The organism is Shewanella sp. SP2S2-4, assembly GCF_031932025.1.
GTDB lineage: Bacteria > Pseudomonadota > Gammaproteobacteria > Enterobacterales > Shewanellaceae > Shewanella > Shewanella baltica.
In genome coordinates, this window is the sequence record NZ_JAUOER010000017.1 from 1 (window position 1) to 26,351 (window position 26,351).

The window sequence follows — 26,351 nt, forward strand, 5'->3', positions numbered from 1 at the left end:
TGAGTTAGGCGTTCTAAATGAACCGCCCTGTGCGGAGCCGCATGCAGGGTGGTGTGGGGGCAGGAAGCTAAATACCTCCGGCTACCCGATTATATGCAGGCTCACGGCACAAACTTGCCGTTGATAATAAACGCACCTTGTTTAAAATTTTCTGGACAGATAACGTACTGCGAGACTGCCGCGACGGTTTTAACCTCTGCCAGAATATCTAGCAAAAAGTTAAGTTTTTGCAGGCTATCAATTTCTTTTGGTGAAACATCACACTCCAATTCAGATGCATCATAGAATCTGAAAAAGACGCAAATATCTTTTACCCGAATAGACACAAAACAATAGAAACCCTTTTGATCAAATTCGCTTTCAGTGAAAATTGGAAGGTAATCCATATTTTTATCGTTAATCGGATCATAACAGTCAACTGACTCAATATTTTCATTTTCTCTTAGCCAGTTAAAAATATTGATCCAACGGTCGCTAGACATACCTTCGAAGTAGATATCCACAAGCGAACCATGATCTTCGAAACAATTCTTTACTGAATCCCAATCCATACTATTTTCTGCATATAACGTCTTAGTATTTATGCGCTGCGCTGTTTGCAGGGCATAAATCGCTTGTTGGACTTGGCCGCTGCCACATCCGTGTAAATGGGTATGAATGATGCTATAGGAATTTGCTTTTTTGCGGTAGCGGTTTTTTATGCAGCTTGGTGGGTAATCACTTGATATCGTTTTAGCTTTCTCATTATTTTATGCTCACTTCCGACTGATTATTGATCTTGGTTGACAGCATTTTGGCCCCACATTCAGGCTGACACTCACACCCTATCCCCTCATCATCGGCTTAATCCCATAAGGCTGGCTACTTTTCGCTGTCGGTCATTACGCTACATCTTGAGGGAGTGGTTATCCTGACAGACGTACTGGCTGACTTTGGTTGCTAATCATCACTAATCCCTGCGGCCTTAACAGCCCAATAAACTGCAAATGACCTAACTGGCATTGCGGACATGACCACCAACATTCCTCCTTAATCAAAGGACTCGCCAATACCACCTGCGGCTTACGTAGTTGCCGCTGGATGAGCGCCAGCTTTTTGCGGCGGCAAGCATTGGCGAGAAAACCAAAATGTCTCACTCGCATCAGCCCTTTGGGCAATACATGCAATAAGTAACGGCGGATAAACTCATCACAACTTAGCCGCATTTGCTTATGCTGCTGACCGTCACGATAATCCTTGTAGTGAAAACTGACATGCTCTGCGGTCACTTCTGCAATTCTTGATTCATGCAGCATGCCTTTACGGGTATAACGCCCGAGGTATTCCACCACGGTTTCGGCGCGGCTCAGACACGCTTTGCTGTAAACACACCACGGTTTTGCCATTAAGGTGTCAGCCGCAGGGATAGCCAGCTCATGTTGTCGAAGCGCCCGTAATAACTTGGCCCGATACACGGAGGACAAGGCTTTCACCGGAAACAGATAATCCGTTTTCACGCCATGCCAATCCCCCTCTGACGTCACTACCCCGCCTGGAATTAAGCAATGCAAGTGGATATGTTGACTCAAGGTTTGCCCCCACGTATGCAGCACCATAGTGCAACCCAATTGACCCTGAAGGTGTTTCCGTTTCATGCCAAACTGCGCAAGCGTCTGCCACACCGACTCAAACAGGGCGCTGTATAACGGCTTGGCAGCATAGTGCGCCAAGATGTTCAACTCGTGGGGTAAGGTAAAGACCAAGTGGAAATAGCGGCAAGGCAAGACTTGCGCCTGCTGCGTAGCAATCCACGCTTGCGTCTACCTTCCCTGACAACGAGGGCAATGCCGGTCACCACAGGAGCAAAACACCTGCTGCTCATAGTGACAAGTATCACAACGCCATTGCTGTATGCCCAAGGCTTGCGTGCGACACTGTTGAATATGCTGGCAGACTAAGGCTTGTTGTTCGGTCAGTTTATGCTGCTGTTGATAGTGAGCTAAGTGCTGATGAAGGATATCGCTTACATGGTAGGAGGTTGCCATGGCATCCCCCCAAGACTTGCTAGCAAGTCACAGCCTTGATGACCTAATTCCGGCGACCAATGCAAGTAGCGTTCAGTAGACTTGATACTGTGATGCCCAAGTTGGGCCTGTAATTGATTAAGGGGCATACCCGCTTGTAATTGATGGGTCGCATAAGCATGCCTTAGGCTGTGTGGACTGCATGGCTTAGTGATACCCGCTAAGCGGGCCGCCTTCGCTAACGCTTTACGAAAGGTCGACTCATGCAGCGGATAAACCACATCATGATAGGTCGAGGCAAACAACCATTCGACGGGATGATACGCTCGCCAATACTGACGCAACAGGGTGAGCAAGGTCGGTGAAATAATCACCAATCGGTCGTAGGCCCCTTTCCCTTGACACACTTTGAGCAACTGCCGCTGCCCATCGATATCAGCGACCTTAATATGGGTTAACTCACTGACACGCAAACCACAACCATAACACAGCGCCAACATGGCGCGTTGTTTCAGGTTTTGACAGTGACACAGCAATGCCGCGATATCTTGGCAGCTAAGCAATTGCGGCAGCTTGTGTGGACGTTTAGGTAAACTCAGCTGAATCGTAAAGTCACGCTTTAGGACATGTTCATAGAAAAAATGAATGCCATTAAGCTGTAACTTTAAGGTGGCCCTGGAATGATGCCGCTCAAGATTTAAGTAACGGAAATAAGCCGTAAGCTGCTCATCCGTAATGTTATCGAACGGTTGGTTTGCATAGTGCTGCAGTTGGGTGATGGCATACAAATAAGCGTTACGCGTACGGGCCGAGTAACCACGTAAACTAATCTCATCATGGAATTGTTGCAGAAGTGATGACATGGTAGACCTCCTAGGTAAGGGATTATCCCTAGGAGTAAGTGTGGAACAGTGGTTCGCTTTGGGCTCCGCGCAGCGGCTTAGTTCAACATTTTATTATTGCGCATGCGCGTTTACCTCATTAGACCAGTAAAAACGCGCATGGTTAACTACCTGTAATAAAAGGAACTTATCAGCTTTTTTTCAAATACACCATCTGGAAAAACGCGCATGCGCGTTTCCCAAACCTATTATCTGCTTAATGAAAAGTATAAGTAATTAATTTTAATGCTATTTATTTAAACGAAAATGAGAAAACGCGCACGAATACAGGATGAAAATCGTTCAAAAATCCTTATAATTTGAATACGACTGTATAATTATCCAGTTTTTGATGGGTAGTAATGAATTACATCACACGGGTGTAATGATGAAAATGTCTAAGACAGAAAGTCCGTTTGTTACTGATCTACTGACAACTTGTTAACTCGTTTTGGGGCATAAGCTATTTAGAACAGACTGCCATATTGATAACTTAAGATTGGCATTGTTGTATCCACTGTTCGTCGTTGCATTCGTATATTTTATTGTGACTCAGGGATGAACGGATCGACCGCAGTTCATTACCCTAGCCAGAAGTAGGTTCGGTATCTAAGGTCTAATACCCGCATGCCTTGACAAGCAAAAACGTTATAGATGGTAATGTTATCAGTCATATCACCAACCTTCCCCTCTCTTGTGAACAACAAATAGAGTACGCTTCAGACATTTGCCCCTTTCTCAACTCTCGCGTTAATCCGCCACATGAAGGCATGCTGCTACATTCCGGCGTGTTTAGCGCGTCTTGCCCATCGAGGTTCAGCATGCGTTTATCTGGCCAAACAAACATGCATTTCCAAATCGCGACATCAGGGGCAACTTTCGAATGGGTTATGCGTAATTAAAAACAATAACTTTGCCCTTTTTCACGGTTTGCTAAAAAAAATCTCCATTTCCTCAAAAATATTTTTTTGCTGACAAATTTAAGGTTAATTCGTCGTTTATATCATTGTTATGTAGTAACAAATTTTAATGTGGATTAATCGGCTTATCCTTAAGTTAGCGATGTTCACACCGTCATTTTGTAAAGATAGATTTACAGCACAAATGCGCTTATGCAGAGTATATTTTAAAAATTAATTCTTTAAAAACAATGATTTTTAAAAATCATAGTGAATGCATTTTTTGAATATAATGCGTTTTTAAAATACGTTTTCAAGCTAAAAGAATTGAAATAAAACAGCGAGGTATCAATAGCGATCGGGGGCATCGAAGCGTAATGAACGCCTGCATGTTTTTTTAAAATGAATTGTGCCTTGCGCGAAAATTCACAAGTTTTTGTGGATTTTCGAAAATTGAATATGCTGCTCGCGTGTTAACAAACACACGTGAGCGCTTTCCCCGTGTCGGGAAAGACGTTTGCCTTATCCATAGGGGTAACCTTTAATTTTAGCAGAGATTAATTTTTCCGCTGCAAATTAACGGTTAGCACTCTGAAATGTAGCAAGAGGTATAACGTGAGTAACAAGTATAAAGCGAATAAATCACGCGGCAGGCATGTATATCAATATTTTTCGCAGAAGAATCAAGCCCCGCTGAAGGTCGAATCATTCCTTGAATTGTGTGTTGCGGCGCAGATGGAGTGTGAACCGAATATCGTTGCCTATGCTGCGCAGCCTGAAAGCCTGCATCTCCATGACAGTATTACCCATAAGACCATTCGATATACACCTGATTTTCTTATTAAATATGCTAATGGTACTGCGGCATTTATTGAAGTCCATCATTCAAGTCATATCACGAAAGACTTCCAGTCGCGATTAGCGCTATTCAATGAATACTCACTTAAGACGGCTAATGTCCCTATCGTCCTCGTTGATGAGCGTCAGTTAACGCCCATGATTTATACCAACCTCCAGTTAATCGCTAATCGGCGTTCTGCACAGTTATCATGTTCGCTCAACCATGCAGACCTACCTGAATTGTTGACATTTGAGGCGTTAGTCGATTGGCTCAAGCCTAGAAGCCAAACATCCGTGGGTGATGCATATCATTTAGTCGGAGCCGGTTTTTACCAATTCGACAAATCACAGTTGCTACTGGCAAGCACAACCCTGAATAAGGTGATGCTATCGTGATGTTTGCTCAGGCGCGTGACCATCAATTCCACAATAGCAACGGCGACATCATGACGGTCTTGTTTGCTGATGACGTGTCGATTTTGCTCGAAGTGGATGATGATGAAAAAACGCGAGAGTTCTTAGCGCTAGATGTATTTAGCACAAAACTGCATGAAAAAACCCTTTTTCCCAAACCGGTCGAAAAAACGCGTCTCATTTTGTCCCCAGTACAGCAAGCGACTCGGGATTCGCGGATTGTTTATATTCATACGCTGCGCGACCTGCTGCAGAACGACGAAACCCTAAAGCCGACGACGTCCACTACCTATCAGAAAATGATTGAAGTTGTTGAGGAGAATTACCCTGCACTCAGAGGGGCTGAACATCCCAAGAAAACAACGATTAACCGTTACTGGAAGACTTGGATAAGCTCACGTTTCAATGATGACAGTTTAATCTGTAAATCACGCTCACATACCCCTCGTATCGGTGAGGAGTCTAACGCGTTAATCGACACGTATTTGAGCACGACTTACCAAGATAGTCGCCATAAAGTGGCTACGGGTCATTATGCTTGTTACAAACAAGATGCGCTGAAAGCACGTGAAACAAATCCCAATATTATCGTTGCAAGCAAACGAACGTTTTCGCGCAGAATTGAAGCGAGACAGTCGATTTGTGACAAATTAGACGATCCAAAAACTCCCCACGCTGAACGTCAGCAGCTCTCACTTAACCTGATTAAACGGATAAAACTGCATTACCCATTGCAACGTGTTGAACTCGATTGTTTGCACACAAATATCCGTGTTATTGATGATGTCACGGGGGAGTTAACTGAGCCTGTGGTCATCTATTATGCACTTGATTGTTATACGCGTGCACCGCTAAGTATGGTTTTTGATTATGGCAAAGGAGAAGCGACGGAGGTTGTTTTACAGTTGATCCAAAATACCTATTTGCGTGACGACAATCTCCCCTTTTGCGGTAAGACAGATACGTTCATCATGGATAATGGCCCTGCATTTAACAACAAGTTAATTAAGAGTCTATGTGAACAGCTGGGGAGCAATATCGTTTATACCCCTTCGAATACACCGTCAGCGAAACCCTTTGTAGAATCGCACTTTAGAGTGTTTAGGCAAAAATTTGAATCGATGGTGGTGACGGATTCAGCCGGCAACCGCACTGTTGGTTTAAATACCTATCCGAAGAAAGGCACTAGAACAAAAATAAATCCACTTAAGAATACGCATATCACTGCCAGTACGTTCACAAAGATAATCAATACCATGCTGACAGAATACGCTCACAAGACCCATTCAGGGTTAAATTGTTCACCGATATTCTGTTGGCAGCAATCTAGGGTGGTGCAATCTTATTATGATTACGATTCTATTAAGCACCACTTCCATGTCGCGACACAGGCGCATGAGCAGCAACTCGATTCAAGAGGTTTTGTCCGTGTATTGAAACACCGCTTCACCAGTGTTGAACTGAAAAAAGTGCATACGTTACTCATGACCTATGGTCACAAAAACGTCAACCCCACCGTTCAGGTGTTTTACAACCCCTATGATGCAAGCAGTGTCACTGTCAGCGTTGCGCTCCCGAACGAGACAGAAGCCAGGTCAATCGTTGCTTATAATTATGATGAAGAAATCAACTCGCGTTGGCCCGTTTCCTTTGCACAGTTAAATGGCAAAGTGCAGAAAGGACAACACATTTTCCAAACTGAAAAACATCAGGTTACCGGTCAATATGCCGTCACGATTGACCGTTTCATTCCCGCCAAAACAGTACGTATTAAACGAAGTGGCAAACCGACAAGTTCGTTTGAAGACAATAATGCAAAAGAGCTGTCAATCGAGCAGCGCATTCAGAATGCCAATGCGACTGATTCGTTAAAAGATATTAAGTGGCAAAACTCATTAGACAAGACTGAATTGGCTGACAAACAACGTGCAAGCCAACTGAATGAACCAGAACAAATCATTGATAACACGCAAAGGGACACTAAAGCCTTATGGTAGTCAGCATACCTACACCTGTAGACACCTTTATTGTTAAACATACATTGGTTAAACACGCGCATGAACAAATTGGGCGAGTTCATCAAATGTGTCACCTTCCCAATAATAAAAAAGGCGTGCTCATTTATGGTAAATCGGGCGAAGGCAAAACCTACATCGCTGAATGCTATGCCGCTCAGTATCCTCCGGTGAAAGAAGTCGACCACATTCGTCTGCCGATATTCACTTACCGTTTTCAAGAAGCGAAAAGCAAAGTTGATGATATTTTGCGACTGTTGATAACGGAATTAGGCGTGCAGCCCCCCATAGGTAAAGTTGCCGCGGGTGAGTTAGATAAGCAATTTCGATTTCTGATTAAAGCACGTGGTGTCGAGCTCATTATTCTTGATGAAATTCAACAGGTTTTTCCTGCTAAACAAGGGAAAATTGCATTAGACATGTTGAAATACTTCTGCGCCCTACTCGACACGCTCACTTGTTCAATTGTCTTTATCGGTAGTGAGCGGGCCATGCGACTCCTGACCTTCGGCGAAGTGGATAAAACCGTCGACGACAACGAGCAACTCAGTCGCCGAATGCTGAGGTCAGTAAAGCTGCATCGTATCTTACCGAGAACGCAAGAATGGGTTGATTGTATCAACAGCTTTCTACAGCAAATCAGCGCTCCTCAAATTGGTATCGAGGATAAAGAGCTATTAGATAGACTTTACGTTGCCTATATGGAGCGCAGCTTCAGTACCCTTGATGGCTTATTCATGCGTGAAGATATGAGTCATATCAAAGACCGCCACACACTGATGATGCGTTTAAAAGCGAACTTTTATATTTACAGCCAAAACGTCAATAATCCCTTTGATGAGTCTGAATATAGCTATAGGGCAATAGACGCTGCGGTCACACATGAATACCAGAAATTAAAGCGGGAGTTGAAAACGTGTCTTTAGCCTTTTCGCCACAGAGAAAACCTGATGAAGTTAGCATCAGTTACCTTCTTCGTTTAGCGCGCGTTAATGGTTACGCAAGGATTGGGAGTATGGTGTCGTCAGCTGAGCAAAATAACATTATTAAGCTTCAAATTACACCGGCTCTGAATGCTAAATTTGGCATACCAATAAGCCAAGGTGATGTGTTTTCTACGATTATCAATCCGATGTTTAACCGCAACATTCAACTCAACCCTAAAGTGTGTATTCAATGCTTGAATGAAGATGGCTACCTGTTAACGGAAGTGCAAAATCCGTTTTGTCATGCCTGCTCCAAACACCAATCTGCACTGACGAGTCAATGCCCCACGTGTTACGAAAGCCTTGCTTGGGATATTCCACTTATAAAAGGCCACTGTACTTCCCCTCGATGCGGGGTACAACTGAAACCCTCGTCAAAAAATGTACGTTCATTGAGTGAGGCTCAAGTGTCAGATTGCCTCTATGCCGCACTGGTATTGGAAAAAGAGCACATCATGGCGCTCAAACCGAACGCCTATGCTTCACTGCCATTTTATGAAAACATGCTCGAACAGGGGTATCGGTTATTAACGGATAATGCATTTTTTAGAGAGTGGGTACAAAAGACACTTCAGGCAACCTCATCTTTACTACCTCACAATATCCGCAGTGTGGCTATTGTGCAGTTCCTTGAAACACTTTCCTGCACGTGGCCTGCCGCTACGTTAGATATTGTTATCCCAGCTACCCCCGCAGATGGCATTGCTCTTTCGGTGACAGAACAATGGCTTCCATTTGGAAAAGCATCTCGGCTACTTGAGCTGAGGCCAGAAGAATTGCAGCTGCTTCAACACGTTAATTTAGTGAAACATGCACGTAAAAGCAGACTTCACCATAATAGCCAAATTGATGTCGCACCTATTTTCCAGTTGTTAGTCGGTAACGACATCCAACCTGGCATGGTGTGCTTATCAACACTCACGGAGGTCATGGTGCATAATGATGTTGAAATGTATGACATTCTCATAGGATTCAAAGAAGGCCGCCTGCAGTTAGGATATGGCGAAGGTCACAATTTACGACGTGCTATCTGGTGCGAACCGGCGTCTTTTATACGGTTTGCAAAGGACGTCTTTAGCAAGCGGCAATATGACGCTATCTCCCTAGAGAAAGCGGTATCATTAACAGGCTTACCCATGGAGCTACTTCACGCACTTAGAAAAATGGGTAAACTTCGCCCTCCTCGCGTCGCGCGTGCCGGCAGTCTAGCACTTTGCCAATTTGAAGATGTACTACAAATACGCCAGCAACAAAAACCGATGCAGTTATCACTCATATAATGAAGCAATATTACCTGTTAAAACCTATATATAAAATGCTTACGATTTAAATTAAAGCATAGACACTAAGGTTAAAACCCACATTCGTCATCGGTAATGATGTGGGCTTTAAGCTGAAAGCCATTCATATAAATCCCACTTATTATCCCCATCGCTTAACTCATTAAAGCAATATCGTCCTGCACCCAATATCCGTTCCAAATATATGTAGCAGACCTCCGCACTCAGATACGATTTAAATCATGGCGTTTTATTCGCGCAAATTTCAATTCGTTTAGATTTTTAAATATACGCCTGCATTGTCGGCGGCTCACTTACCACACCTACAACATATGTAAGTAGAAACCTTGAAGCAATCCGATATGCGTTGACTTGATATTTGATTTGTGGAGAATGAATAGATCGGCGGTGAATAATGCACAAGATTGCCACCAAGTCATTGATTTTAATGTGAAAAATAAATCTCAATTTAGGTGGCAAAAATGTTCAAAAATCTCAACTTGAATGGCAATGTTGTTATTTTGTTAAACCATCAAGTCATTGAATAAGTTCAATTACGGCTGCCTGAGATTCTCATTCTGTGTGACCACGAACATGTGTTCGTGGCCACTCAGAATGAGATTTCGCGGCAGACTGAGATTTCCTCTTATACTCATATCTAGGATGTAATCTAACCTATTGATACTTATGCACCATTCAATCAGAAGTCTTCTATCGTAGATGCGACTCTCATGTGATATGGATACCGTTTTACTAAATCTCCATACCCTTGAATAACATGGTTATTATGTAGTGCCTGAGATTCTCAATCTGTGTGGCCATAAACAATAAGCCATGGCTTACTTAGTTACTCTATGCCTTTTAAATGATCGATTGGTTTATTAAATGCACTTTCATGACGTTCGATTTGGCTTGTGTGCAAATACTGCGATGTGGTGTCGATACTCTCGTGGCCAGCGTCGGCTTGTACATGGGATAACGGTCTGCGGTTGATATTGATGTCGTGTGTAATGCCTGTGTGGCGAATATTATGGGCCGTGAGTTTACGCATTTGCGCACAGTCTTGTGCAAAGCCATCGGCTTCAATACTTTCTGCTGCTAGGTTGATAATACTTTGAATTTCATCACGAACATGACGAATGCCAAGATTGGCATTGAGGATTCCGACATCTCGACCGCGGCCAGCGGCTTTGTGCCGTACAAACAAAGGATGGTTCTCGTTTGGCGCTGGATAATCCGCTAATCCTAAAAACTGACGATATTTAACTAAAGCATCGAGCAAAGCTTTGGAAATTGCCACGCTGCGCCTTTTACCGCCTTTACTCAATGGAATATGAAAACTCCAAATACCCGTTTGTTGATTGTGCTTAAACTGATCCATCACCGGTGAATAACCTGCACGTGCAGACACATCTGAGATGCGTAAATAGCAGCAATAAATCAATGAAATCAGAAATAAACTTCTTTGATGTAATTCTGGCGATGCTTCTGCCAGCGCGGTTACAGTTGCCATAATGTATGACCACTGCAATTCAGTGAATGCGAGGCTGTTTTCCTCTTCATGACTCTGGCGCTGATATTGCCGATTGGCCGCGAACCGACTGTGATTCAGCCAGATCTGCGCAGGATTACGCTCACAATATTCTTCACTTGTCAGGTACGAGTAAAACGAAGACAAAATGGCCATTTTTGTTTTTAACGCATTGTCGCTTAACGCATAAGGCTGGATTTGTCCGAGTCGCTTTTTACCGACAAATGGCCGCCACTGTGGGTTTGGAACCCGTTCATCACGCATTTTATCGAGCTTGAATTGTGGCACATTAAAATAGCCAATTAGTGCTATGGGCGGCGCTTGGCAGTAATCCACGTAATGGCTCATATCTTTGCGTGTGACTTCTATGGGCGACATTGAAACCACATCAAAACACCAATGAAGAAATGTCGTGAGCTCGCTGCGATAGGCTTTATAGTTGTTTTCGTTATGCTTTTGCTCAAACAGCCAATCACTGGCGTGCTCAATCACTAAACCCGCATCGGCCACCTTTTTCATGCTAATTTGGGTGATATATTGGTTAACGACACTATTGCCAACTTGTATGAATTCAAATGAGTCAAATAATGGGATTACGGGAGGAAGTTGCATATTGCATCTGAATTATAAGGGTTTCTGATATGATAATACTTAAACGCAAATGCCGATAACGTTATTTATCGGCATCAACTAGGGTCAGATTTTGAGTACAACTGGACAATGTACATTTCTGGCATGTAATACGCTTTTGACAACAAATTAAGCATAACTGCCACACTTGCTGTTTAGACTGACTATCCAAGCACCTAAAATCTGCCGCACAGAGGTGCCCATCATGTATAAGCTGTGCCAGTTTATGCGTTGAAATCGACAAATTAATTTGGTGGCTCATGCCCTTACCCGCTAATCAGTGTGTGATATGAACAGAATACACAAATGATAACTGTTATCAATAACTCAATTTAAGGTTTGCCACTCACCTCGCTATTTAATGTAAGAATTTGCACTGCATTGAAATGTGTCTACTACACTGATTATGTGATCATTATTTTTATTTGAATGAGGTATCGAATGCTGATTGATCTTGCAAAGAAAAATCCGCTGTTTTCCGGTAAAAAGCTTACCGAGACAACTGCATCAGGTATCCCTTGGAAGGTATTAGTGGTCGATGATGAACCTGATGTTCATACCGTCACTAAGCTTGCCCTCTCCCGCTTTAAACTCGAAGGCCGCCCGCTTACTTTTATCAATGCCTACAGTGCCGAACAAGCAAAAGAGTTGATGAATCAGGAACATGATATCGCCATCGCCTTTATTGATGTTGTGATGGAGAGTGATCATGCGGGCTTAGAATTAGTAAAATGGATCCGCGAAGAACTGCAAAATAAAACCACTCGACTAATCCTGCGTACAGGCCAGCCAGGTCAAGCACCTGAAGAAGACGTTATCGTTAATTATGATATTAATGATTACAAAGCCAAAGCTGAACTCGATTCCCGTAAACTGATGACCAGCGTCTACTCTGCCCTACGTTCTTACCGCGATATTATGGAAATTGAACAAGCAAGGCGCACCCAAATAAATCACCGTAAAGGGCTAGAAAGGGTGCTAGAAGCTACATCTGGATTATTTGAGCTGCGCACCCTGCATAAATTTGCAGATGGTCTGCTAACTCAAGTCGCCACCCTACTCAATCTGGATTCTGAAACCTTATTGCTAACGTGTAATGCCATCGATGCCATAAGCGGTCATCTGGATCCTGTGAACATAGAAATCCTCGCAGGCACAGGCCAATTCTCAAATAAATCCCATATTACTCAATTACCAGAGCATATCGACCGCTTACTGCGCAGTGCGATCACGCAAAAACGCTGCCTGTATGAAGACAATTGCTTTATCGGTTACTTCCCCACAAAAAGCGGGTTAATCAATCTACTGTATATGGATGGTATCGATAAAATTGATGATCTTGACAAGAAACTTATTGATATTTTTGCTATCAACGTCGGCGTTGCATTTGAAAATTTACTGCTCAATCAAGAAGTCGAAGATACCCAGTCTGAACTCATTCTACGTTTAGGGGATGTGGTTGAAAGCCGCTCAAAAGAAGCCGCAAACCATGTGAAACGTATGGCAGAATATTGCTCTCAGTTGGCCTTACTCGCTGGTTTACCTGAATACGAAGCTGATTTACTACGCCGTGCTTCACCTATGCATGACATAGGTAAGATAGCGATCCCCGATGCGGTTCTGCTCAAACCTGGCAAGTTAGATGATGAAGAATGGAAAGTCATGCGTCAGCATCCTACGATTGGCCATCAGATTTTGGCAAATTCTGAGCGACCCATATTAAAGGCGGCATCAATTATTGCACTACAACACCATGAAAAATATGATGGTTCTGGCTATCCAGCCAATTTAAAACAAGACGAAATTCACATTTTCGCGCGCATTGTTGCCATCGCAGATGTATTTGATGCACTTTCCCATGCCCGCTGTTATAAAACGGCCTGGCCTTTAGAAGAAGTGTTAGCTGAAATGCGTAAAGGCGCTGCGAAACACTTTGATCCGCACTTATTACAGCTCTTTATTGATAATGTGGATATTTTTGTCAAAGTAAAAGACAACTGGAAAGACAATTAAGCTGCGCTAACCAGAGGTAATTGTCCGAATGCTTTGAAGGCAATGTGAGGAATTATCAAACCAGTCTTAGCCATTGTCATCAGCGAGAAAATCAAACACTGTCGCTTTGGTTTCGCCATTTGCTTCAAAACTTACAAAACCGCGCCAAACCATATAACCACTGCTGCAGGAGCCATATACCATCTGACCAATATAGGTCATTTCATCGGTTTGCTTCACATTTATAGGAATAACCCCCATAAACATATCTCTTCCTTCTAAACGAATTTGCACATTTTTGATAGGCGTTGAAGCTAACAGCCTTAATGTTAATGGCTTTTCGCTCGGGGCATTCGCTGGCGATAGGCTAATAGCAAGTTTGATATCGTCCACTTGTTTAACGCAATCCCCTGCCGAAAATTGACAGAGAGAAGGATCAGAGCTGCTTTTATGTGTGACTTGCTTAGCATCTTCAGTACAAGCTGTGAGATTGATGAGAATTAACGCGATGAATAAATAGAGATTAGGACGATTTAGCACAAAGATTAACCTTATGACGCAATATGTTAACATTCTATGGCGTAGGTTGATCTAGATCAACTTTCTACACCCCTTCTTTGGTATCTTTTTTGATATTGCTCAAGTATCATTACGAAACCTCATATTTGAGCAAAAATATGCAGGGTAACGCATTGACATAGCTCAGCAACCTTAATAGGGAAGCTGAGTTTTATGTCATTTTATAACAGGTAAAGCTTGTCTTTACTAAAAGTAAAAGTAATAAGCAGTGGAAGCATTATGATGAACCATTCCCAGCCAACAGGCGCTGATTACAATTACGCCATTGTCCGCCAATTTGCCTTAACCACAGTTTTGTGGGGTATTGTTGGTATGTCAGTCGGCGTATTAATTGCGGCTCAGTTAATCTGGCCTCAGCTGAACTTTGACACACCTTGGTTAACGTATAGTCGCTTGCGACCATTACACACCAATGCGGTGATCTTCGCGTTCGGTACATCAGCCCTTTTTGCAACATCCTATTATGTCGTACAACGCACCTGTCAAACCCGACTATTTGCACCTAAGTTAGCCGCATTTACGTTTTGGGGATGGCAAGCCATCATTCTGTCAGCAGCTATCACTTTGCCAATGGGTTTCACCCAAGGTAAAGAATACGCTGAATTAGAATGGCCTATCGATATCGCAATTACTATCGTTTGGGTGTCCTACGCTATTGTGTTCTTCGGTACTATTATCAAACGAACGACTTCGCATATTTACGTGGCGAACTGGTTCTTTGGTGCCTTTATTATTACCGTTGCCGTGCTACACATAGTTAACTCTATGGCAGTACCAGTCAGTCTGTTCAAGTCATACTCTCTGTATAGCGGCGCTGTCGATGCTATGGTGCAGTGGTGGTATGGTCACAACGCTGTAGGTTTCTTATTAACCGCAGGCTTCTTGGGGATGATGTATTACTTCGTACCTAAGCAAGCGGGTCGTCCTGTGTACTCTTACCGTCTATCTATTGTCCATTTTTGGGCTTTGATCGCACTGTATATTTGGGCTGGTCCTCACCACTTACATTACACAGCTTTACCTGACTGGACTCAGTCTTTAGGTATGGTGATGTCACTGATCCTATTCGCACCTTCTTGGGGCGGTATGATTAACGGTATCATGACCTTGTCTGGTGCTTGGCATAAACTGCGTACTGACCCTGTATTGCGTTTCTTAGTCGTTTCTCTGTCTTTCTACGGTATGTCTACCTTCGAAGGCCCGATGATGGCAATTAAGACAGTTAACGCACTATCACATTATACAGACTGGACTATTGGTCACGTTCACTCCGGCGCGCTAGGCTGGGTTGCAATGGTGTCTATCGGTTCTCTGTATCACTTGATCCCTGTATTGTTCGGCCACGGCCGCATGTACAGCATCAAGTTAGTCAACGTCCATTTCTGGTTAGCGACTATTGGTACTGTGCTTTACATCGTCTCTATGTGGATTTCAGGTGTAATGCAAGGTCTAATGTGGCGCGCAGTGAATGCTGACGGTACTTTGACTTATAGCTTTGTTGAAAGTCTTGAAGCTTCATATCCTTTCTACTTTGTACGTTTCCTTGGCGGTTGTTTCTTCCTGACCGGTATGCTGATCATGGCATACAACGTGATCCGTACTGTGAAAGCCTCTAAAGATTCATTGCCAGCATTGGCTGAACCAACAGCGGCTTAAAGGAGCAAACTCGATGAAATTTAATCATGAGATAGTTGAAAAAAACATCGGTTTGTTAGCGATCTTTACCGTTATCGCTATCAGTTTCGGTAGTCTCGTTGAAATCACACCGTTGATTTTTCAAAAAGATACGACTGAGCCAGTGGAAGGTTTAAAGCCATACACTGCTCTGCAAATTGAAGGCCGTGACATCTATGTTCGTGAAGGTTGTTATAACTGTCACAGCCAGATGATCCGTCCTTTGCGTGCAGAAACTGAACGTTATGGTCACTACTCTGTCGCGGGTGAATCGGTTTGGGATCATCCATTCCAATGGGGTTCTAAGCGTACAGGTCCTGATCTTGCCCGTGTTGGCGGTCGTTACAGCGATAAATGGCATGAAGTTCACTTAATCGATCCTCGTGCTGTAGTACCTCAATCGAATATGCCAGGGTTCCCATGGTTAGCCGAAAACAAGTTAGACGGCGAACTGACGGGCGATAAGATGACTATCCTACGTAACATGCATAAAGGCGGTTACAAAGGTAATGATCTTTATACCGATGAAGAAATCGCAGGCGCACAGCAAGCTGTTGCAGGTAAGACAGAGCTGGAAGCCTTGATTGCATATCTTCAGTCTTTGGGTCACGCACTCAAATAAGGAGGCAATATATGGATTACGGCACATTACAAGGCATTTTAACCATCATTGTGATGCTGACCTTCGTCGGTATATTTGCTTGGGCATATAGCTCGCGTCGTCAAAAATCTTTTGATGAAGCAGCTAACCTTGTGTTTTCCGATGAGGAAGTCAGCAAGGTATCGAAGGACTCAGGAGAGAATAAGTGATGAGTAGCTTCTGGAGTGTTTGGATTAGCGTACTCTCGTTAATTGTGATCGCGGGATGTTTTCTATTACTGCGTGTGTGTTCTAAGAACACCACAGACGTAAAAGAAGGCGAATCCATGGGTCACAGTTTCGACGGTATTGAAGAACTCAATAACCCACTGCCAAAATGGTGGAGTTATATGTTCTATATCACTATCGTGTTTGGCTTGATCTATCTAGCCTTATTTCCTGGTTTAGGTAACTACAAAGGCCTTTTAGGCTGGACCAGTTCTAACCAAAGCATTGGTACTGAGCAAGGTATTAAAGCCGACTCTGCCGCAGCCATTGAGCTTGCCGCAAAAGAAGGCCGTTATGTTCAGTATGACCAAGAAGTAAAACACGCTGATGAAAAATATGGCCCAATCTTCGCGGCTTACTTGGCAACACCACTAGAAGAATTAGTGAAAAACCAAGAAGCATTGAAAGTGGGCGGCCGTTTGTTCCTACAAAACTGCGCACAGTGCCATGGCTCTGACGCACGTGGTAGCAAAGGCTTCCCTAATCTCACCGATGGTGACTGGTTATATGGTGGCGACTTGGCCACGATTAAAACCACTATCATGGGTGGTCGTCATGGCATGATGCCGCCAAAAGGTGGTTTGCCAATTGATGACAGCGAAATTGCGGGTTTAGCTGAATACGTTGTTAAATTGTCTGGTCGTGAGCACGATGAAACACTCGCCGCTCAAGGTCAAGGCTCATTCATGAAAGGTTGTTTCGCGTGTCATGGTATGGACGCTAAAGGCAACAAGTTCATGGGTGCTCCGAATTTAACTGACGATGTTTGGTTATATGGCGGTAGCCGCGGCGTGATCGAAGAAACGATCAAACACGGCCGTGCTGGTGTCATGCCAGCCTGGAAAGACGTTCTCGGTGAAGAGAAAGTTCACGTGATCGCAGCTTATGTTTATAGCTTGTCAAACAAGTAATTAGATGTGAGTAATGCTAAGGCCTCGAAGACTTCGAGGCCTTTTTTTTAAAGTGCTAAAACCGTCTTTTAACGGTAAAATGGCGCAAATTTTTTGAATGGGTATCTGACATGAGCGAACAACAAGCCTGGTATAAGCAGTTCTGGCCTTGGTTTTTAATTATTCTTCCTTTATGTGCCGTCGTCGCAAGTTTTACCACACTAAAAATTGCCCTTACGAACTCGGACTCTTTAGTCGCCGAGGATTACTACAAAGATGGCAAAGCCATTAATATGGACTTAAGTAAAGTAAAGTATGCCAAACAAATAGGCATGAATTTTTTACTCGAACAAACTAATAATGAAATTCTGCTGACGCAACAAGGTGGTCCCGCTTCTCAAGCTGCGCTGAGAGTCGAGTTCTACCATCCAACCATTGCCGACAGAGACATCAAGCTCACCGCTACAGCCGATGCCAGTAATGTGTATCGCATTACCGTGCCTGCCACACTGTTCGGCCCTTGGGAAGTGCGTCTTGAAAGTTACGATGGCAAATGGCGCATTCACCAACGCGTTGAATTAAAAGATCATGTCCAACTTTGGCTGAACTGATTGTGGTTGAATTGATTTAGTTAAATAAGAATTGCTATGACACATCCAAGTTGTTTTCACTGCCAAGAGCCCGTGCTGACGGGCCAGCAGTTTGTGACTCGCATTAATGATCGTGATGAACTCATGTGTTGCCCTGGTTGCCAGGCGGTTTCTCAGGCGATTGTGGATGCGGGATTACTCAGTTACTACAAGTTCCGCACTGAACCCGGCAGTAAGCAGAACGCCCTCGTCCCCGAAGCCTTAACGCAGTTTAGTGCCTATGATTTACCCGAAGTGCAGCAAGACTTTGTCCATTCTGAGGACAATATCGAGTCAGTGTCACTTTCTATCGATGGCATCACCTGCGCGGCCTGTGCTTGGTTAATTGAGCACAAAGTAAAACAACTAACGGGCGTGAGCCAAGTGCTCGTCAACTCGACCACCCAAAGGGCGATGATCAGTTGGGATAAACGCACGGTAAAACTCAGCGATATCCTTGGGCAAATTAGCCGCATCGGTTATCAAGCCGCGCCCTATCAAGTCGATGAACAAGAGCTCAATAACAAACTCAATAGCCGTAAGTTTTTATTGCGCTTAGGCTTAGCGGGTTTTGCGACCATGCAAGTGATGATGTTCGCCCTCGCCCTCTATACAGGCTATTTCACCGATTTAGATGTGCAATATCGGGATTATTTCCGTTGGGTTAGCATGATTTTTGCCACACCCGTGGTGCTTTACTCGGCGCAGCCCTTTTATTTCAGTGCGATTCGTACCTTACTCAGCGGCAAACTCAATATGGATGTGTCTGTGTCCATTGCGATTGGCGGCGCATACGTTGCCAGCTGTTTTGCCACAGTAAATGGCACCGGCGAAGTGTATTTTGAATCTGTGTCCATGTTTACCTTCTTCCTGTTACTCGGGCGCTACTTCGAGCAAAAGGCCAGGCAAAAGGCCTCGGTCAGCTCCAGTAATTTGCATAAGTTAGTGCCGCTCACGGCGCACCTAGTGAACGACAATGGTCAGGAAGAAATTCCCGCCAAAAAATTACGCCTCAATGATGTGATCCTCGTCAAACCGGGGGAAATGATTGCAGCCGATGGTGTGGTGATTGAAGGTCACACTAGCATCAATGAAGCTATGCTCACTGGCGAGCAAATGCCAATAGAAAAAACTGTTGCTAGCCAAGTTTACGCAGGCACAATCAACGTCGACCAACCCATCAAAGTTAGCGTCACAGCGCTAGGGCAAGACCAACTTGTGGCTGAGATTATTCGACTGCAAGAGCTTGCATCCAATACTAAACCTGCAATTGCGCTATTAGCCGATAAGTTATCGCGCTATTTCTCGGGCACTATCCTGACCATAGCGACAATCACCTATTTGGTTTGGCATCAAATTTCCCCAGAGGATGCCTTTTGGGTAACGCTATCGGTTTTGGTTGCTACCTGTCCTTGCGCCTTAGCACTGGCTACACCGACCGCTGTCACCTGCGCGACCGCTATTTTCACTCGCCTTGGGATTATTACTCGCAAAGCCGGTGTATTTGAAAAACTGCCACAGATCAAACATGTTGTCTTTGATAAAACCGGCACCCTCACCTGTGGTACCCTCTCTATCGGGCAAACGCAGTGCATGGCCGATTTAACCAAGACGCAAGCCTTAGCCATTGCCGCAGCGCTGGAAACCGGCTCTCGCCACCCGATTGCAGCGGCATTTACCGTGTTTGCAGATAATGCATTGGTTGCCGAAGAGGTTCACCATAAAGTCGGCTTTGGCGTTCGAGGTCGTATTGATGGCACTGATTACTTAATTGGCAATGCCGTATTTACCGGCGCGAGTATTGATACTCGTGACCCAGCCCAAAAGATTTGGTTAGCACGTTCATGCAATGAACAGCTTGAAGTACTGGCAAGCTTTGAAATTCAAGACAATATTCGCCAAGACAGCAAAGCCACGGTTGAAATGTTAAAGCAGCAAGGTTGCCGCATCAGTATTGCCAGCGGCGATAGCTCAGGACACGTGCATCAACTGGCAAAAGAGCTTGGGATTGACGATGTGCACAGCGGCTTAATGCCTGCAGATAAACTTGCCCTCGTGACCCGATTACAACAGCATACACGGGTTGCCATGTTTGGCGATGGCATCAACGATGCGCCTGTGCTTGCGGGCGCCGATTTGTCGGTGGCCATGGGCAGCGGCAGTGCTATCGCGAAAAACAGTGCCGATCTGATTTTACTTGGGGATCATCTGTCCCGCTTCACCCAAGCCGTCAGCGTTGCGAAACTGACAACACAGATTATCAGACAAAATTTAGCGTGGGCGCTGGGTTACAACGCCCTAATTTTGCCCTTAGCCGTCACTGGCCATGTGGCACCTTATATCGCCGCCATTGGCATGTCGGCGAGTTCTTTGATTGTGGTCGGTAATAGCCTGAGATTATTGCGGGTTAAAGTGTGATCACAATAAAAGTAAAACCAGAATAGTAAGAGGTCATTATGGAAATTATTTATGTGCTTATCCCCATTGCCATGATCTTTGTCGCCATCGCTGTAATGGTATTTTTTTGGGCGGTGAAATCGGAACAATTTGACGATTTAGACCGCCAAAGTGTGTCGATATTATTCGACGAAGACACTGTTAAACCAAACAGCCATCCCGTGCCTGAAAAAGAGAAAGCCGAAGCAGCGCAAGAAAGAGGCATGCCGCTGTGATTGAGTACAATGTCACTGGGGCTTTTCTGGTAGGTATCATGGGCGCCGCACATTGCTTTGGCATGTGTGGCGGTTTAGTGGGCGCTTTCTCAGCCCAAATCCCCAATGGCAAAACAGGTAATCTGCTGGCGCATCAGCTCAAGTATCTACTGAGTTACAACCTTGGGCGTATTTTGAGTTACACCTTAGCGGGCGCTTTAGTGGGCGCTTCGGCGGCTGGTCTTGGTCACTTATTTGAACTGGATACGTATCTGATTGTGCTGCGTATCTTTGCCGGACTGATGATGATCGCAACTGGGCTGTATATCGCCAAAATTTGGGTTGGAATCGTGCAGATTGAGCGCGTTGGTCAATGGTTATGGCAATATTTAAAACCCATAGCGCAACGCCTTGTTCCTATTGAAAATCCGAGCCAAGCGGTTATGGCGGGATTCATTTGGGGCTGGCTGCCCTGCGGCCTCGTCTATAGCACCTTAACTTGGTCGGTTGCATCAGGCTCTGCCAGCCAAGGCGCCTTGATTATGTTGGCCTTTGGACTTGGCACCTTACCCGCCCTATTGAGTGCTGGCGTGGCAGCAAAACGACTCGCTGCTTGGGTTCAACAGAAAACCGTTAGACTATTGAGCGGCTTACTGTTAATTGCGTTTGGTGGTCAAACTTTATATATCGCACTCGCGCAGCTAAACTAGCCCAAGTGAGTGAATTGGTTTAACATGGCTGCAGTGGATAAACTTGAGAATCAACATGACAATTGAACAAAATAAGAATCGTCGTCCTGCCGCTAGCGGATGCACAATCCATTGTCACGATTGCAGTATGGGTACCCTTTGTATTCCTTTTACCCTCAATGCAAGTGAGCTAGATCAGCTCGATGATATTATCGAGCGTAAAAAGCCGATCCAAAAAGGCGAGCAAATTTTTAAATCGGGTGATGCGTTAAAATCCCTGTTTGCGATCCGCTCTGGCACCATCAAAAGTTACACTATTACCGAGCAAGGCGATGAGCAGATCACCGGCTTCCACTTAGCGGGTGATGTGATTGGTTTTGACGGTATCCACGCCCAGTTGCACCAGAGTTTTGCACAGGCACTCGAGACCTCCATGGTCTGTGAAATCCCCTTTAACATCCTCGATGAACTTTCAGGCACTATGCCTAAATTGCGTCAGCAGATCATGCGCCTGATGAGCAATGAGATCATGAGCGATCAAGAAATGATCCTGCTACTCAGCAAGAAAAATGCCGAAGAACGTCTGGCAGCCTTTATCAGTAATCTGGCTAATCGTTTTGGTAGCCGTGGCTTCTCGCCCAAAGAATTCCGCTTAACCATGACCCGCGGTGACATTGGTAATTATCTCGGTTTGACCGTAGAGACCATCAGTCGCTTACTTGGGCGTTTCCAAAAATCAGGCTTGATTGAAGTTAAGGGAAAGTACATCACTATCCTCGACTCGCAAGAGCTGAATCTGTTAGCGGGTAATTCGCGCATAGCGAGATAGTTCACCGCAAGAGTGTTTGCTGCAATAAAGTTAAGCGCAGCATGATAGTTAAGTGCAAGAGAGTTACGCGCTAGGTCCTTGTCATGAATGGCAAGAACAATTCAATTGAAAAACCGGGACTGGCTAGACATGTCAAACAGATTAAGGCATGATTTTTAAGCGAGTTTTAATCAATTTCGAATGAGTTTGATCTAGAACAATACAGCTAACTGCCAAAGGCTCATGATGATATTGAGCCTATGACTAAAGGAACCTCACATGAAGGATTATCAAAAAATACTGGTTGTGGTTGACCCTACCACAGAGAATCAAGTTGCCCTCGCACGAGCGGTGACCTTGGCCAGTAAATGCAACGCTCAAGTCACTGTGTTTCTTTCTATCTTCGACTTTTCCTATGAGATGACTTCGATTCTGTCGAATCAAGAGCGCGAAGCCATGCGTCAAGGCGTCATAGATCAACGTCTCGCTTGGATCCAAGACTTACTCGCCGCTTATACTCATCTGCAACTCAATATTGATACCCAAGTCATTTGGCATAACCGCCCCTTCGAAAGCATTATTAATCATGCAATTTCAGGGCAATACGATTTGATTGTTAAAGGCACCCATGCCCACGACAAACTCAAAGCGGTGATCTTCACCCCAACCGATTGGCATTTAATGCGTAAAGCCCCTGTGCCTGTGTTGATGGTGAAAGCCCATGACTGGCCAGCAGCGGGAAAAATCCTTTGCGCTGTGAATGTAGCAACCGAAGATACCGATCATCAAATGCTTAACGGTAAAATCATCGAGCATGCAAAAGATTTAGCGGATAAGTTCTCTGCCGAAGTGCATTTAGTCAATGGCTATCCCGGTACGCCGGTAAACCTAGCCATTGAATTACCAGACTTTGATGCCCAGTCCTACAACGAAACCATTCGCATGCAGCATGAGCAGCGCGTGAGTTACCTTGCTGGCGCTTATGATATCGATCCAAATCATTGCCATGTAAAAGAAGGTTTGCCTGAGGATGTGATCCCTGAGCTTGCTGAAAAACTCGATGCCGAATTAGTGATCTTAGGCACTGTCGGTCGCACCGGATTTTCAGCGGCACTGATTGGCAATACTGCAGAGCATGTTATCGATAGCATCAACTGCGATTTACTGGCCATCAAACCCGACGGTTACAAATCACCGTTAGAAGAAGCCTAAGCGATACGCGGCACTTTACCCCGCCAAAGATAGCTGGAATAATACGCGCCCTGAAACTGAGTTACTGGGCGCTTTTTTATGCTTGAAGCTATATCTGAAGTTACGGCAAATCCAATGTCTGAAGAATTATCAAAAAAACAAACTACCCGTCTGAATAAATTACAGAAACGTCTGCGTCGTGAAGTGGGTAGCGCTATCGCCGATTACAATATGATTGAAAATGGCGATAAGATCATGTGCTGCCTTAGTGGCGGTAAAGACAGCTATGCAATGCTCGATATTTTGATGAATCTGCAGCAACGTGCACCCATTCAGTTTGAAATCATTGCGGTTAATTTAGATCAGAAGCAACCAGGCTTCCCGGAGCATGTATTGCCCGCCTATTTAGATAAGCTCAATGTGCCCTATCACATCCTCGAGAAAGACACTTACTCGATAGTGAAAGACAAGATCCCTGAAGGCAAAACCACCTGCTCCCTGTGTTCTCGCCTGCGACGCGGTACGCTCTATGGCTTTGCCCAGCGTATTGGCGCCACTAAAATCGCCCTTGGCCACCACAGGGACGATATTATTGAGACCTTGTTCTTGAATATGTTCTTTGGCGGCAAGATGAAAGCTATGCCTCCTAAGCTACTGTCAGATGACGGCGCTAACGTGGTCATTCGGCCACTTGCCTATTGCCGCGAGAAAGATCTCGAAGAATATGCCAACTTAAAAGAATTCCCAATCATCCCCTGTAACTTGTGTGGCTCGCAGGAAAACTTAAAGCGCGCCGCTGTCAAAGACATGTTGAATCAGTGGGATAAACAGTATCCTGGTCGTATTGAAACAATTTTCACCGCTATGCAAAACACCGCACCATCACAGGGTGTTGACCGTGAACAGTTCGACTTTGTGTCTCTAACGCGTGATCCAGATGCGCCTCTGCGTGGCGATGTTGCCGAAGCCAATCTGCCCGCATTCGATTTCCTAGATATCGCCAACAGCGGCCGTATTGATTTAGATGCAGCAAAACGCATTGATATTGTTAACACTTACGAAGTCTAATTAAGGCTGAAACTAGCGCCCTAATCAGTAAATAAGTTAAATCAGCAAACCAGCAAAACAAAAATGCCCACATGATGTGGGCATTTTTATGGCTACAAAATAAGTTAAGACTGCCTACACTATCTTTGAGCCCGCGCTTCTGAATCGACTATTTCAAGATGCCAATTCAAGATACTAAAGAGGATCACTTCACCCAAGGACTCAAGACTAATGGCTGGGCACTGAAGCTTAGCGTCGTGATGTTTTCAAGCTCATTCGCGGCTAATTTATAACTGCCCTTAACGGCTTGTTCACGGCCATTAAGGTGTACATACACTTCTTGCTCGGGTTGGAATTCAAAGTTAAGACCAGCAATAGGATCCCTAAAATAACGCATCGGGAAGCCTTGCATAGCACCAAGCAGCGTGTCCATTTCGGTCACGATTTGCTGTAAACGCGCTTTATCGTACTCAGCCAATGTCTGTTTTGCTCTGACTTGCATCGCGATAGCGCATCCATCAGCACTGCCAGCAAAATTGAGATTAACCAAGGCACGCTGATCTTTTAAATCATCATCTAAGGGAATAAATAACCGCTGAGCATAGGTATACGTCAATGACGTTGATGTTTTTTCACTGGAAATAGAACCGCTTTGGATCAAACAGTTTTTTTGTATTGGAACACTAAAAGCCACTTCTACAAGTTGGTAACTGCCCTTATTGACTTGTTTTAACCTATCATAAAAACCTTTATATTCAAGGGATACAGTTTCTGCAGCGGCGCTAGTTGCCAGTAAACAGAGGCCACTAAACAACAGTTTTTTATACATCGACATTCACCAAATATTTTTCATTATGACGTAACATATCAAGCAGCTCATCAATATAAGCTTCTTGTCTTTCAGAATAATTCACGAGTCCATAAATCAATTGATCCGCTGTCGGCTCTAGCTCCTGTGAGCGCAAATCGGCACGGATAGAACGAAATAGCGCATAGGCTGTATTGGAATTTAAATTGCGCATGTAGGACGAAACGGACTCGTCGACCGATGAAAATACTTTCACCTCATGGCTCTTACCAGATCCCCGTGAAGATGGCACTATGCCGCAGCCAGCAGTAAAACACCATTCACCAAAAAAGTTAAAGCCTTCACGGGCAAAACGTGAGCTGCCCCAACCGGATTCATTCGCGGCTTGGATCAGCACCATAGATTCAGGCACAATATCGACGCGCTTTAGTAAGCTTGCTAAGGATTTAGCATCGACGTTTCGTGCCGCATATTGGTATTTGTCGAATAGCGTATTGAGTTGCCCGAGTTGGGTCTCAGATAAACTCTTGCCATTATCAACCAAAGCGAGCATTTCACTGACAAACTCGCGTTCCATCGAGATGATGGCATTCTGCTGCTGCACAATCGGTCGCAGAAAATCAAAAAAGGCTTTCTTCTTTTCTGTGATATCGTTGATCGCAGAAAAGTCAGGAACTTGCGTAACAGGATCGACAGCGTCAACGAGTTGGGTCGCAATGCTAGATGAATCATTCGTGTTGGGAATGATCCAAACGCGCAATGCAAAAATCGCCACTATGACCATGGCTAATGCCAATGTAAACGATCCGATTCTACCCGTTTTCAATAGTTCACCTTAAGTATGACGCCCGTATTGGGCAAATAAAGGGCGGATTATAAGCTATTTGTCAGATTTAACGAAATGTGCCCGCCGTCACTGTCATTAATCACGCATCTGGCTCATTAACTCAGGTACAATATTGCGCCTAAGTCGCGATTCTGAATCCGTGTATACGTGCTTGCCGTATGACAGTCGATAATAGATGCAAGCTTTCGACTGAGCTTTTA

At 44.5% G+C, this 26,351-nt stretch carries 23 protein-coding genes and 1 pseudogene; 16 read left to right on the top strand and 8 right to left on the bottom strand.

What is annotated here, in order from left to right; all coding sequences use genetic code 11:
- Positions 1-101 precede the first annotated feature (101 nt).
- The 3 genes and pseudogenes from Q4Q54_RS14020 to Q4Q54_RS14030 all read right to left on the bottom strand — a co-directional run bounded on the left by Q4Q54_RS14020 (position 102) and on the right by Q4Q54_RS14030 (position 2,866).
- Positions 102-551 (bottom strand): hypothetical protein, encoded by a 450-nt coding sequence (locus tag Q4Q54_RS14020; RefSeq protein ID WP_311988751.1) that lies wholly within the window; start codon positions 549-551, stop codon positions 102-104.
- A gap of 354 nt (positions 552-905) precedes the next feature.
- A pseudogene (locus Q4Q54_RS14025) lies at positions 906-2,024 on the bottom strand (IS91 family transposase).
- Complete coding sequence (locus tag Q4Q54_RS14030; protein ID WP_311988752.1) at positions 2,003-2,866, bottom strand: site-specific integrase; 864 nt, start codon at positions 2,864-2,866, stop codon at positions 2,003-2,005. The pseudogene Q4Q54_RS14025 and the gene Q4Q54_RS14030 overlap by 22 nt, the downstream one beginning before the upstream one ends.
- Positions 2,867-4,398: 1,532 nt before the next feature.
- Between Q4Q54_RS14030 and Q4Q54_RS14035 the strand changes: the two genes are divergently transcribed.
- Genes Q4Q54_RS14035 through Q4Q54_RS14050 form a run of 4 tightly spaced genes read left to right on the top strand, consistent with a single transcriptional unit; the run spans position 4,399 to position 9,318 of the window.
- Positions 4,399-5,019: a Tn7 transposase TnsA N-terminal domain-containing protein gene (locus tag Q4Q54_RS14035; RefSeq protein ID WP_263166204.1), complete on the top strand. Its 621-nt coding sequence runs from the start codon at positions 4,399-4,401 to the stop codon at positions 5,017-5,019.
- Entirely contained in the window at positions 5,019-7,034 is a 2,016-nt protein-coding gene (locus Q4Q54_RS14040; protein WP_012089211.1) for a DDE-type integrase/transposase/recombinase, read from the top strand. The genes Q4Q54_RS14035 and Q4Q54_RS14040 overlap by 1 nt, the downstream gene beginning before the upstream one ends.
- On the top strand, positions 7,028-7,978 hold the full coding sequence (locus Q4Q54_RS14045) for a TniB family NTP-binding protein (protein ID WP_126491949.1): 951 nt from the start codon (positions 7,028-7,030) through the stop codon (positions 7,976-7,978). Before Q4Q54_RS14040 ends, Q4Q54_RS14045 begins: the two co-directional genes overlap by 7 nt.
- Positions 7,969-9,318, top strand: coding sequence for a hypothetical protein (locus Q4Q54_RS14050; RefSeq protein WP_311988753.1), 1,350 nt, complete (start codon positions 7,969-7,971; stop codon positions 9,316-9,318). The genes Q4Q54_RS14045 and Q4Q54_RS14050 overlap by 10 nt, the downstream gene beginning before the upstream one ends.
- A gap of 847 nt (positions 9,319-10,165) precedes the next feature.
- On the opposite strand, the gene Q4Q54_RS14055 is transcribed toward Q4Q54_RS14050, so the two are convergent.
- Both Q4Q54_RS14055 and Q4Q54_RS14060 read right to left on the bottom strand, forming a co-directional pair.
- A complete protein-coding gene (locus Q4Q54_RS14055) occupies positions 10,166-11,461 on the bottom strand; it encodes a site-specific integrase (protein WP_311988754.1) in 1,296 nt (431 codons plus the stop codon).
- Between the two features lie 61 nt (positions 11,462-11,522).
- Positions 11,523-11,741 (bottom strand): hypothetical protein, encoded by a 219-nt coding sequence (locus Q4Q54_RS14060; RefSeq protein ID WP_106650466.1) that lies wholly within the window; start codon positions 11,739-11,741, stop codon positions 11,523-11,525.
- Positions 11,742-11,920: 179 nt separating this feature from the next.
- Here Q4Q54_RS14060 and Q4Q54_RS14065 point away from each other — a divergent pair, with 179 nt between their 5' ends.
- Complete coding sequence (locus Q4Q54_RS14065; protein WP_311899118.1) at positions 11,921-13,492, top strand: DUF3369 domain-containing protein; 1,572 nt, start codon at positions 11,921-11,923, stop codon at positions 13,490-13,492.
- A 66-nt stretch (positions 13,493-13,558) separates the two neighbouring features.
- On the opposite strand, the gene Q4Q54_RS14070 is transcribed toward Q4Q54_RS14065, so the two are convergent.
- Positions 13,559-14,044 carry a hypothetical protein gene (locus Q4Q54_RS14070; protein WP_311899117.1) on the bottom strand — a complete coding sequence of 162 codons (486 nt, stop codon included), beginning with the start codon at positions 14,042-14,044 and terminating at the stop codon, positions 13,559-13,561.
- A gap of 225 nt (positions 14,045-14,269) precedes the next feature.
- Here Q4Q54_RS14070 and ccoN point away from each other — a divergent pair, with 225 nt between their 5' ends.
- The 11 genes from ccoN (at position 14,270) to ttcA (ending at position 24,517) form a co-directional block, all read left to right on the top strand.
- Positions 14,270-15,706, top strand: coding sequence for a cytochrome-c oxidase, cbb3-type subunit I (gene ccoN, locus Q4Q54_RS14075; protein ID WP_006081607.1), 1,437 nt, complete (start codon positions 14,270-14,272; stop codon positions 15,704-15,706).
- Positions 15,707-15,719: 13 nt separating this feature from the next.
- Positions 15,720-16,346, top strand: coding sequence for a cytochrome-c oxidase, cbb3-type subunit II (gene ccoO, locus Q4Q54_RS14080; protein WP_006087156.1), 627 nt, complete (start codon positions 15,720-15,722; stop codon positions 16,344-16,346).
- 11 nt (positions 16,347-16,357) lie between these two features.
- Positions 16,358-16,534 (top strand): CcoQ/FixQ family Cbb3-type cytochrome c oxidase assembly chaperone, encoded by a 177-nt coding sequence (locus Q4Q54_RS14085; protein WP_006081605.1) that lies wholly within the window; start codon positions 16,358-16,360, stop codon positions 16,532-16,534.
- Positions 16,534-17,502, top strand: coding sequence for a cytochrome-c oxidase, cbb3-type subunit III (gene ccoP, locus Q4Q54_RS14090; protein ID WP_006087157.1), 969 nt, complete (start codon positions 16,534-16,536; stop codon positions 17,500-17,502). The genes Q4Q54_RS14085 and ccoP overlap by 1 nt, the downstream gene beginning before the upstream one ends.
- Positions 17,503-17,612: 110 nt before the next feature.
- Positions 17,613-18,092, top strand: coding sequence for a FixH family protein (locus tag Q4Q54_RS14095; protein ID WP_311899116.1), 480 nt, complete (start codon positions 17,613-17,615; stop codon positions 18,090-18,092).
- A gap of 36 nt (positions 18,093-18,128) precedes the next feature.
- Positions 18,129-20,528 carry a heavy metal translocating P-type ATPase metal-binding domain-containing protein gene (locus Q4Q54_RS14100; protein WP_311899115.1) on the top strand — a complete coding sequence of 800 codons (2,400 nt, stop codon included), beginning with the start codon at positions 18,129-18,131 and terminating at the stop codon, positions 20,526-20,528.
- Between the two features lie 38 nt (positions 20,529-20,566).
- Complete coding sequence (gene ccoS / locus Q4Q54_RS14105; protein WP_006081601.1) at positions 20,567-20,782, top strand: cbb3-type cytochrome oxidase assembly protein CcoS; 216 nt, start codon at positions 20,567-20,569, stop codon at positions 20,780-20,782.
- Positions 20,779-21,471: a sulfite exporter TauE/SafE family protein gene (locus tag Q4Q54_RS14110; protein ID WP_311899158.1), complete on the top strand. Its 693-nt coding sequence runs from the start codon at positions 20,779-20,781 to the stop codon at positions 21,469-21,471. Before ccoS ends, Q4Q54_RS14110 begins: the two co-directional genes overlap by 4 nt.
- Before the next feature lie 55 nt (positions 21,472-21,526).
- The gene (etrA, locus tag Q4Q54_RS14115) at positions 21,527-22,279 is read left to right on the top strand and encodes an electron transport transcriptional regulator EtrA (RefSeq protein ID WP_006081599.1); all 753 of its coding nucleotides are present in this window, start codon (positions 21,527-21,529) and stop codon (positions 22,277-22,279) included.
- Positions 22,280-22,537: 258 nt separating this feature from the next.
- The gene (gene uspE, locus Q4Q54_RS14120; RefSeq protein ID WP_006081598.1) at positions 22,538-23,470 is read left to right on the top strand and encodes a universal stress protein UspE; all 933 of its coding nucleotides are present in this window, start codon (positions 22,538-22,540) and stop codon (positions 23,468-23,470) included.
- A gap of 78 nt (positions 23,471-23,548) precedes the next feature.
- Complete coding sequence (gene ttcA, locus Q4Q54_RS14125; protein WP_311988755.1) at positions 23,549-24,517, top strand: tRNA 2-thiocytidine(32) synthetase TtcA; 969 nt, start codon at positions 23,549-23,551, stop codon at positions 24,515-24,517.
- Between the two features lie 184 nt (positions 24,518-24,701).
- On the opposite strand, the gene Q4Q54_RS14130 is transcribed toward ttcA, so the two are convergent.
- Positions 24,702-25,325, bottom strand: a complete 624-nt coding sequence (locus Q4Q54_RS14130) for a DUF2987 domain-containing protein (RefSeq protein WP_311899113.1) — start codon at positions 25,323-25,325, stop codon at positions 24,702-24,704.
- Positions 25,318-26,130: a glucosaminidase domain-containing protein gene (locus Q4Q54_RS14135; RefSeq protein ID WP_311988756.1), complete on the bottom strand. Its 813-nt coding sequence runs from the start codon at positions 26,128-26,130 to the stop codon at positions 25,318-25,320. The genes Q4Q54_RS14130 and Q4Q54_RS14135 overlap by 8 nt, the downstream gene beginning before the upstream one ends.
- Between the last annotated feature and the right edge of the window lie 221 nt (positions 26,131-26,351).

Coding starts and splice junctions, on each gene's coding strand:
- Q4Q54_RS14020 (WP_311988751.1), bottom strand. CDS start 551: ATGGATTGGGATTCAGTAAAGAATTGTTTCGAAGATCATGGTTCGCTT.
- Q4Q54_RS14030 (WP_311988752.1), bottom strand. CDS start 2,866: ATGTCATCACTTCTGCAACAATTCCATGATGAGATTAGTTTACGTGGT.
- Q4Q54_RS14040 (WP_012089211.1), top strand. CDS start 5,019: ATGTTTGCTCAGGCGCGTGACCATCAATTCCACAATAGCAACGGCGAC.
- Q4Q54_RS14045 (WP_126491949.1), top strand. CDS start 7,028: ATGGTAGTCAGCATACCTACACCTGTAGACACCTTTATTGTTAAACAT.
- Q4Q54_RS14055 (WP_311988754.1), bottom strand. CDS start 11,461: ATGCAACTTCCTCCCGTAATCCCATTATTTGACTCATTTGAATTCATA.
- Q4Q54_RS14060 (WP_106650466.1), bottom strand. CDS start 11,741: ATGAGCCACCAAATTAATTTGTCGATTTCAACGCATAAACTGGCACAG.
- Q4Q54_RS14065 (WP_311899118.1), top strand. CDS start 11,921: ATGCTGATTGATCTTGCAAAGAAAAATCCGCTGTTTTCCGGTAAAAAG.
- Q4Q54_RS14070 (WP_311899117.1), bottom strand. CDS start 14,044: ATGTTAACATATTGCGTCATAAGGTTAATCTTTGTGCTAAATCGTCCT.
- ccoN (WP_006081607.1), top strand. CDS start 14,270: ATGATGAACCATTCCCAGCCAACAGGCGCTGATTACAATTACGCCATT.
- ccoO (WP_006087156.1), top strand. CDS start 15,720: ATGAAATTTAATCATGAGATAGTTGAAAAAAACATCGGTTTGTTAGCG.
- Q4Q54_RS14085 (WP_006081605.1), top strand. CDS start 16,358: ATGGATTACGGCACATTACAAGGCATTTTAACCATCATTGTGATGCTG.
- ccoP (WP_006087157.1), top strand. CDS start 16,534: ATGAGTAGCTTCTGGAGTGTTTGGATTAGCGTACTCTCGTTAATTGTG.
- Q4Q54_RS14095 (WP_311899116.1), top strand. CDS start 17,613: ATGAGCGAACAACAAGCCTGGTATAAGCAGTTCTGGCCTTGGTTTTTA.
- Q4Q54_RS14100 (WP_311899115.1), top strand. CDS start 18,129: ATGACACATCCAAGTTGTTTTCACTGCCAAGAGCCCGTGCTGACGGGC.
- ccoS (WP_006081601.1), top strand. CDS start 20,567: ATGGAAATTATTTATGTGCTTATCCCCATTGCCATGATCTTTGTCGCC.
- etrA (WP_006081599.1), top strand. CDS start 21,527: ATGACAATTGAACAAAATAAGAATCGTCGTCCTGCCGCTAGCGGATGC.
- uspE (WP_006081598.1), top strand. CDS start 22,538: ATGAAGGATTATCAAAAAATACTGGTTGTGGTTGACCCTACCACAGAG.
- ttcA (WP_311988755.1), top strand. CDS start 23,549: ATGCTTGAAGCTATATCTGAAGTTACGGCAAATCCAATGTCTGAAGAA.
- Q4Q54_RS14130 (WP_311899113.1), bottom strand. CDS start 25,325: ATGTATAAAAAACTGTTGTTTAGTGGCCTCTGTTTACTGGCAACTAGC.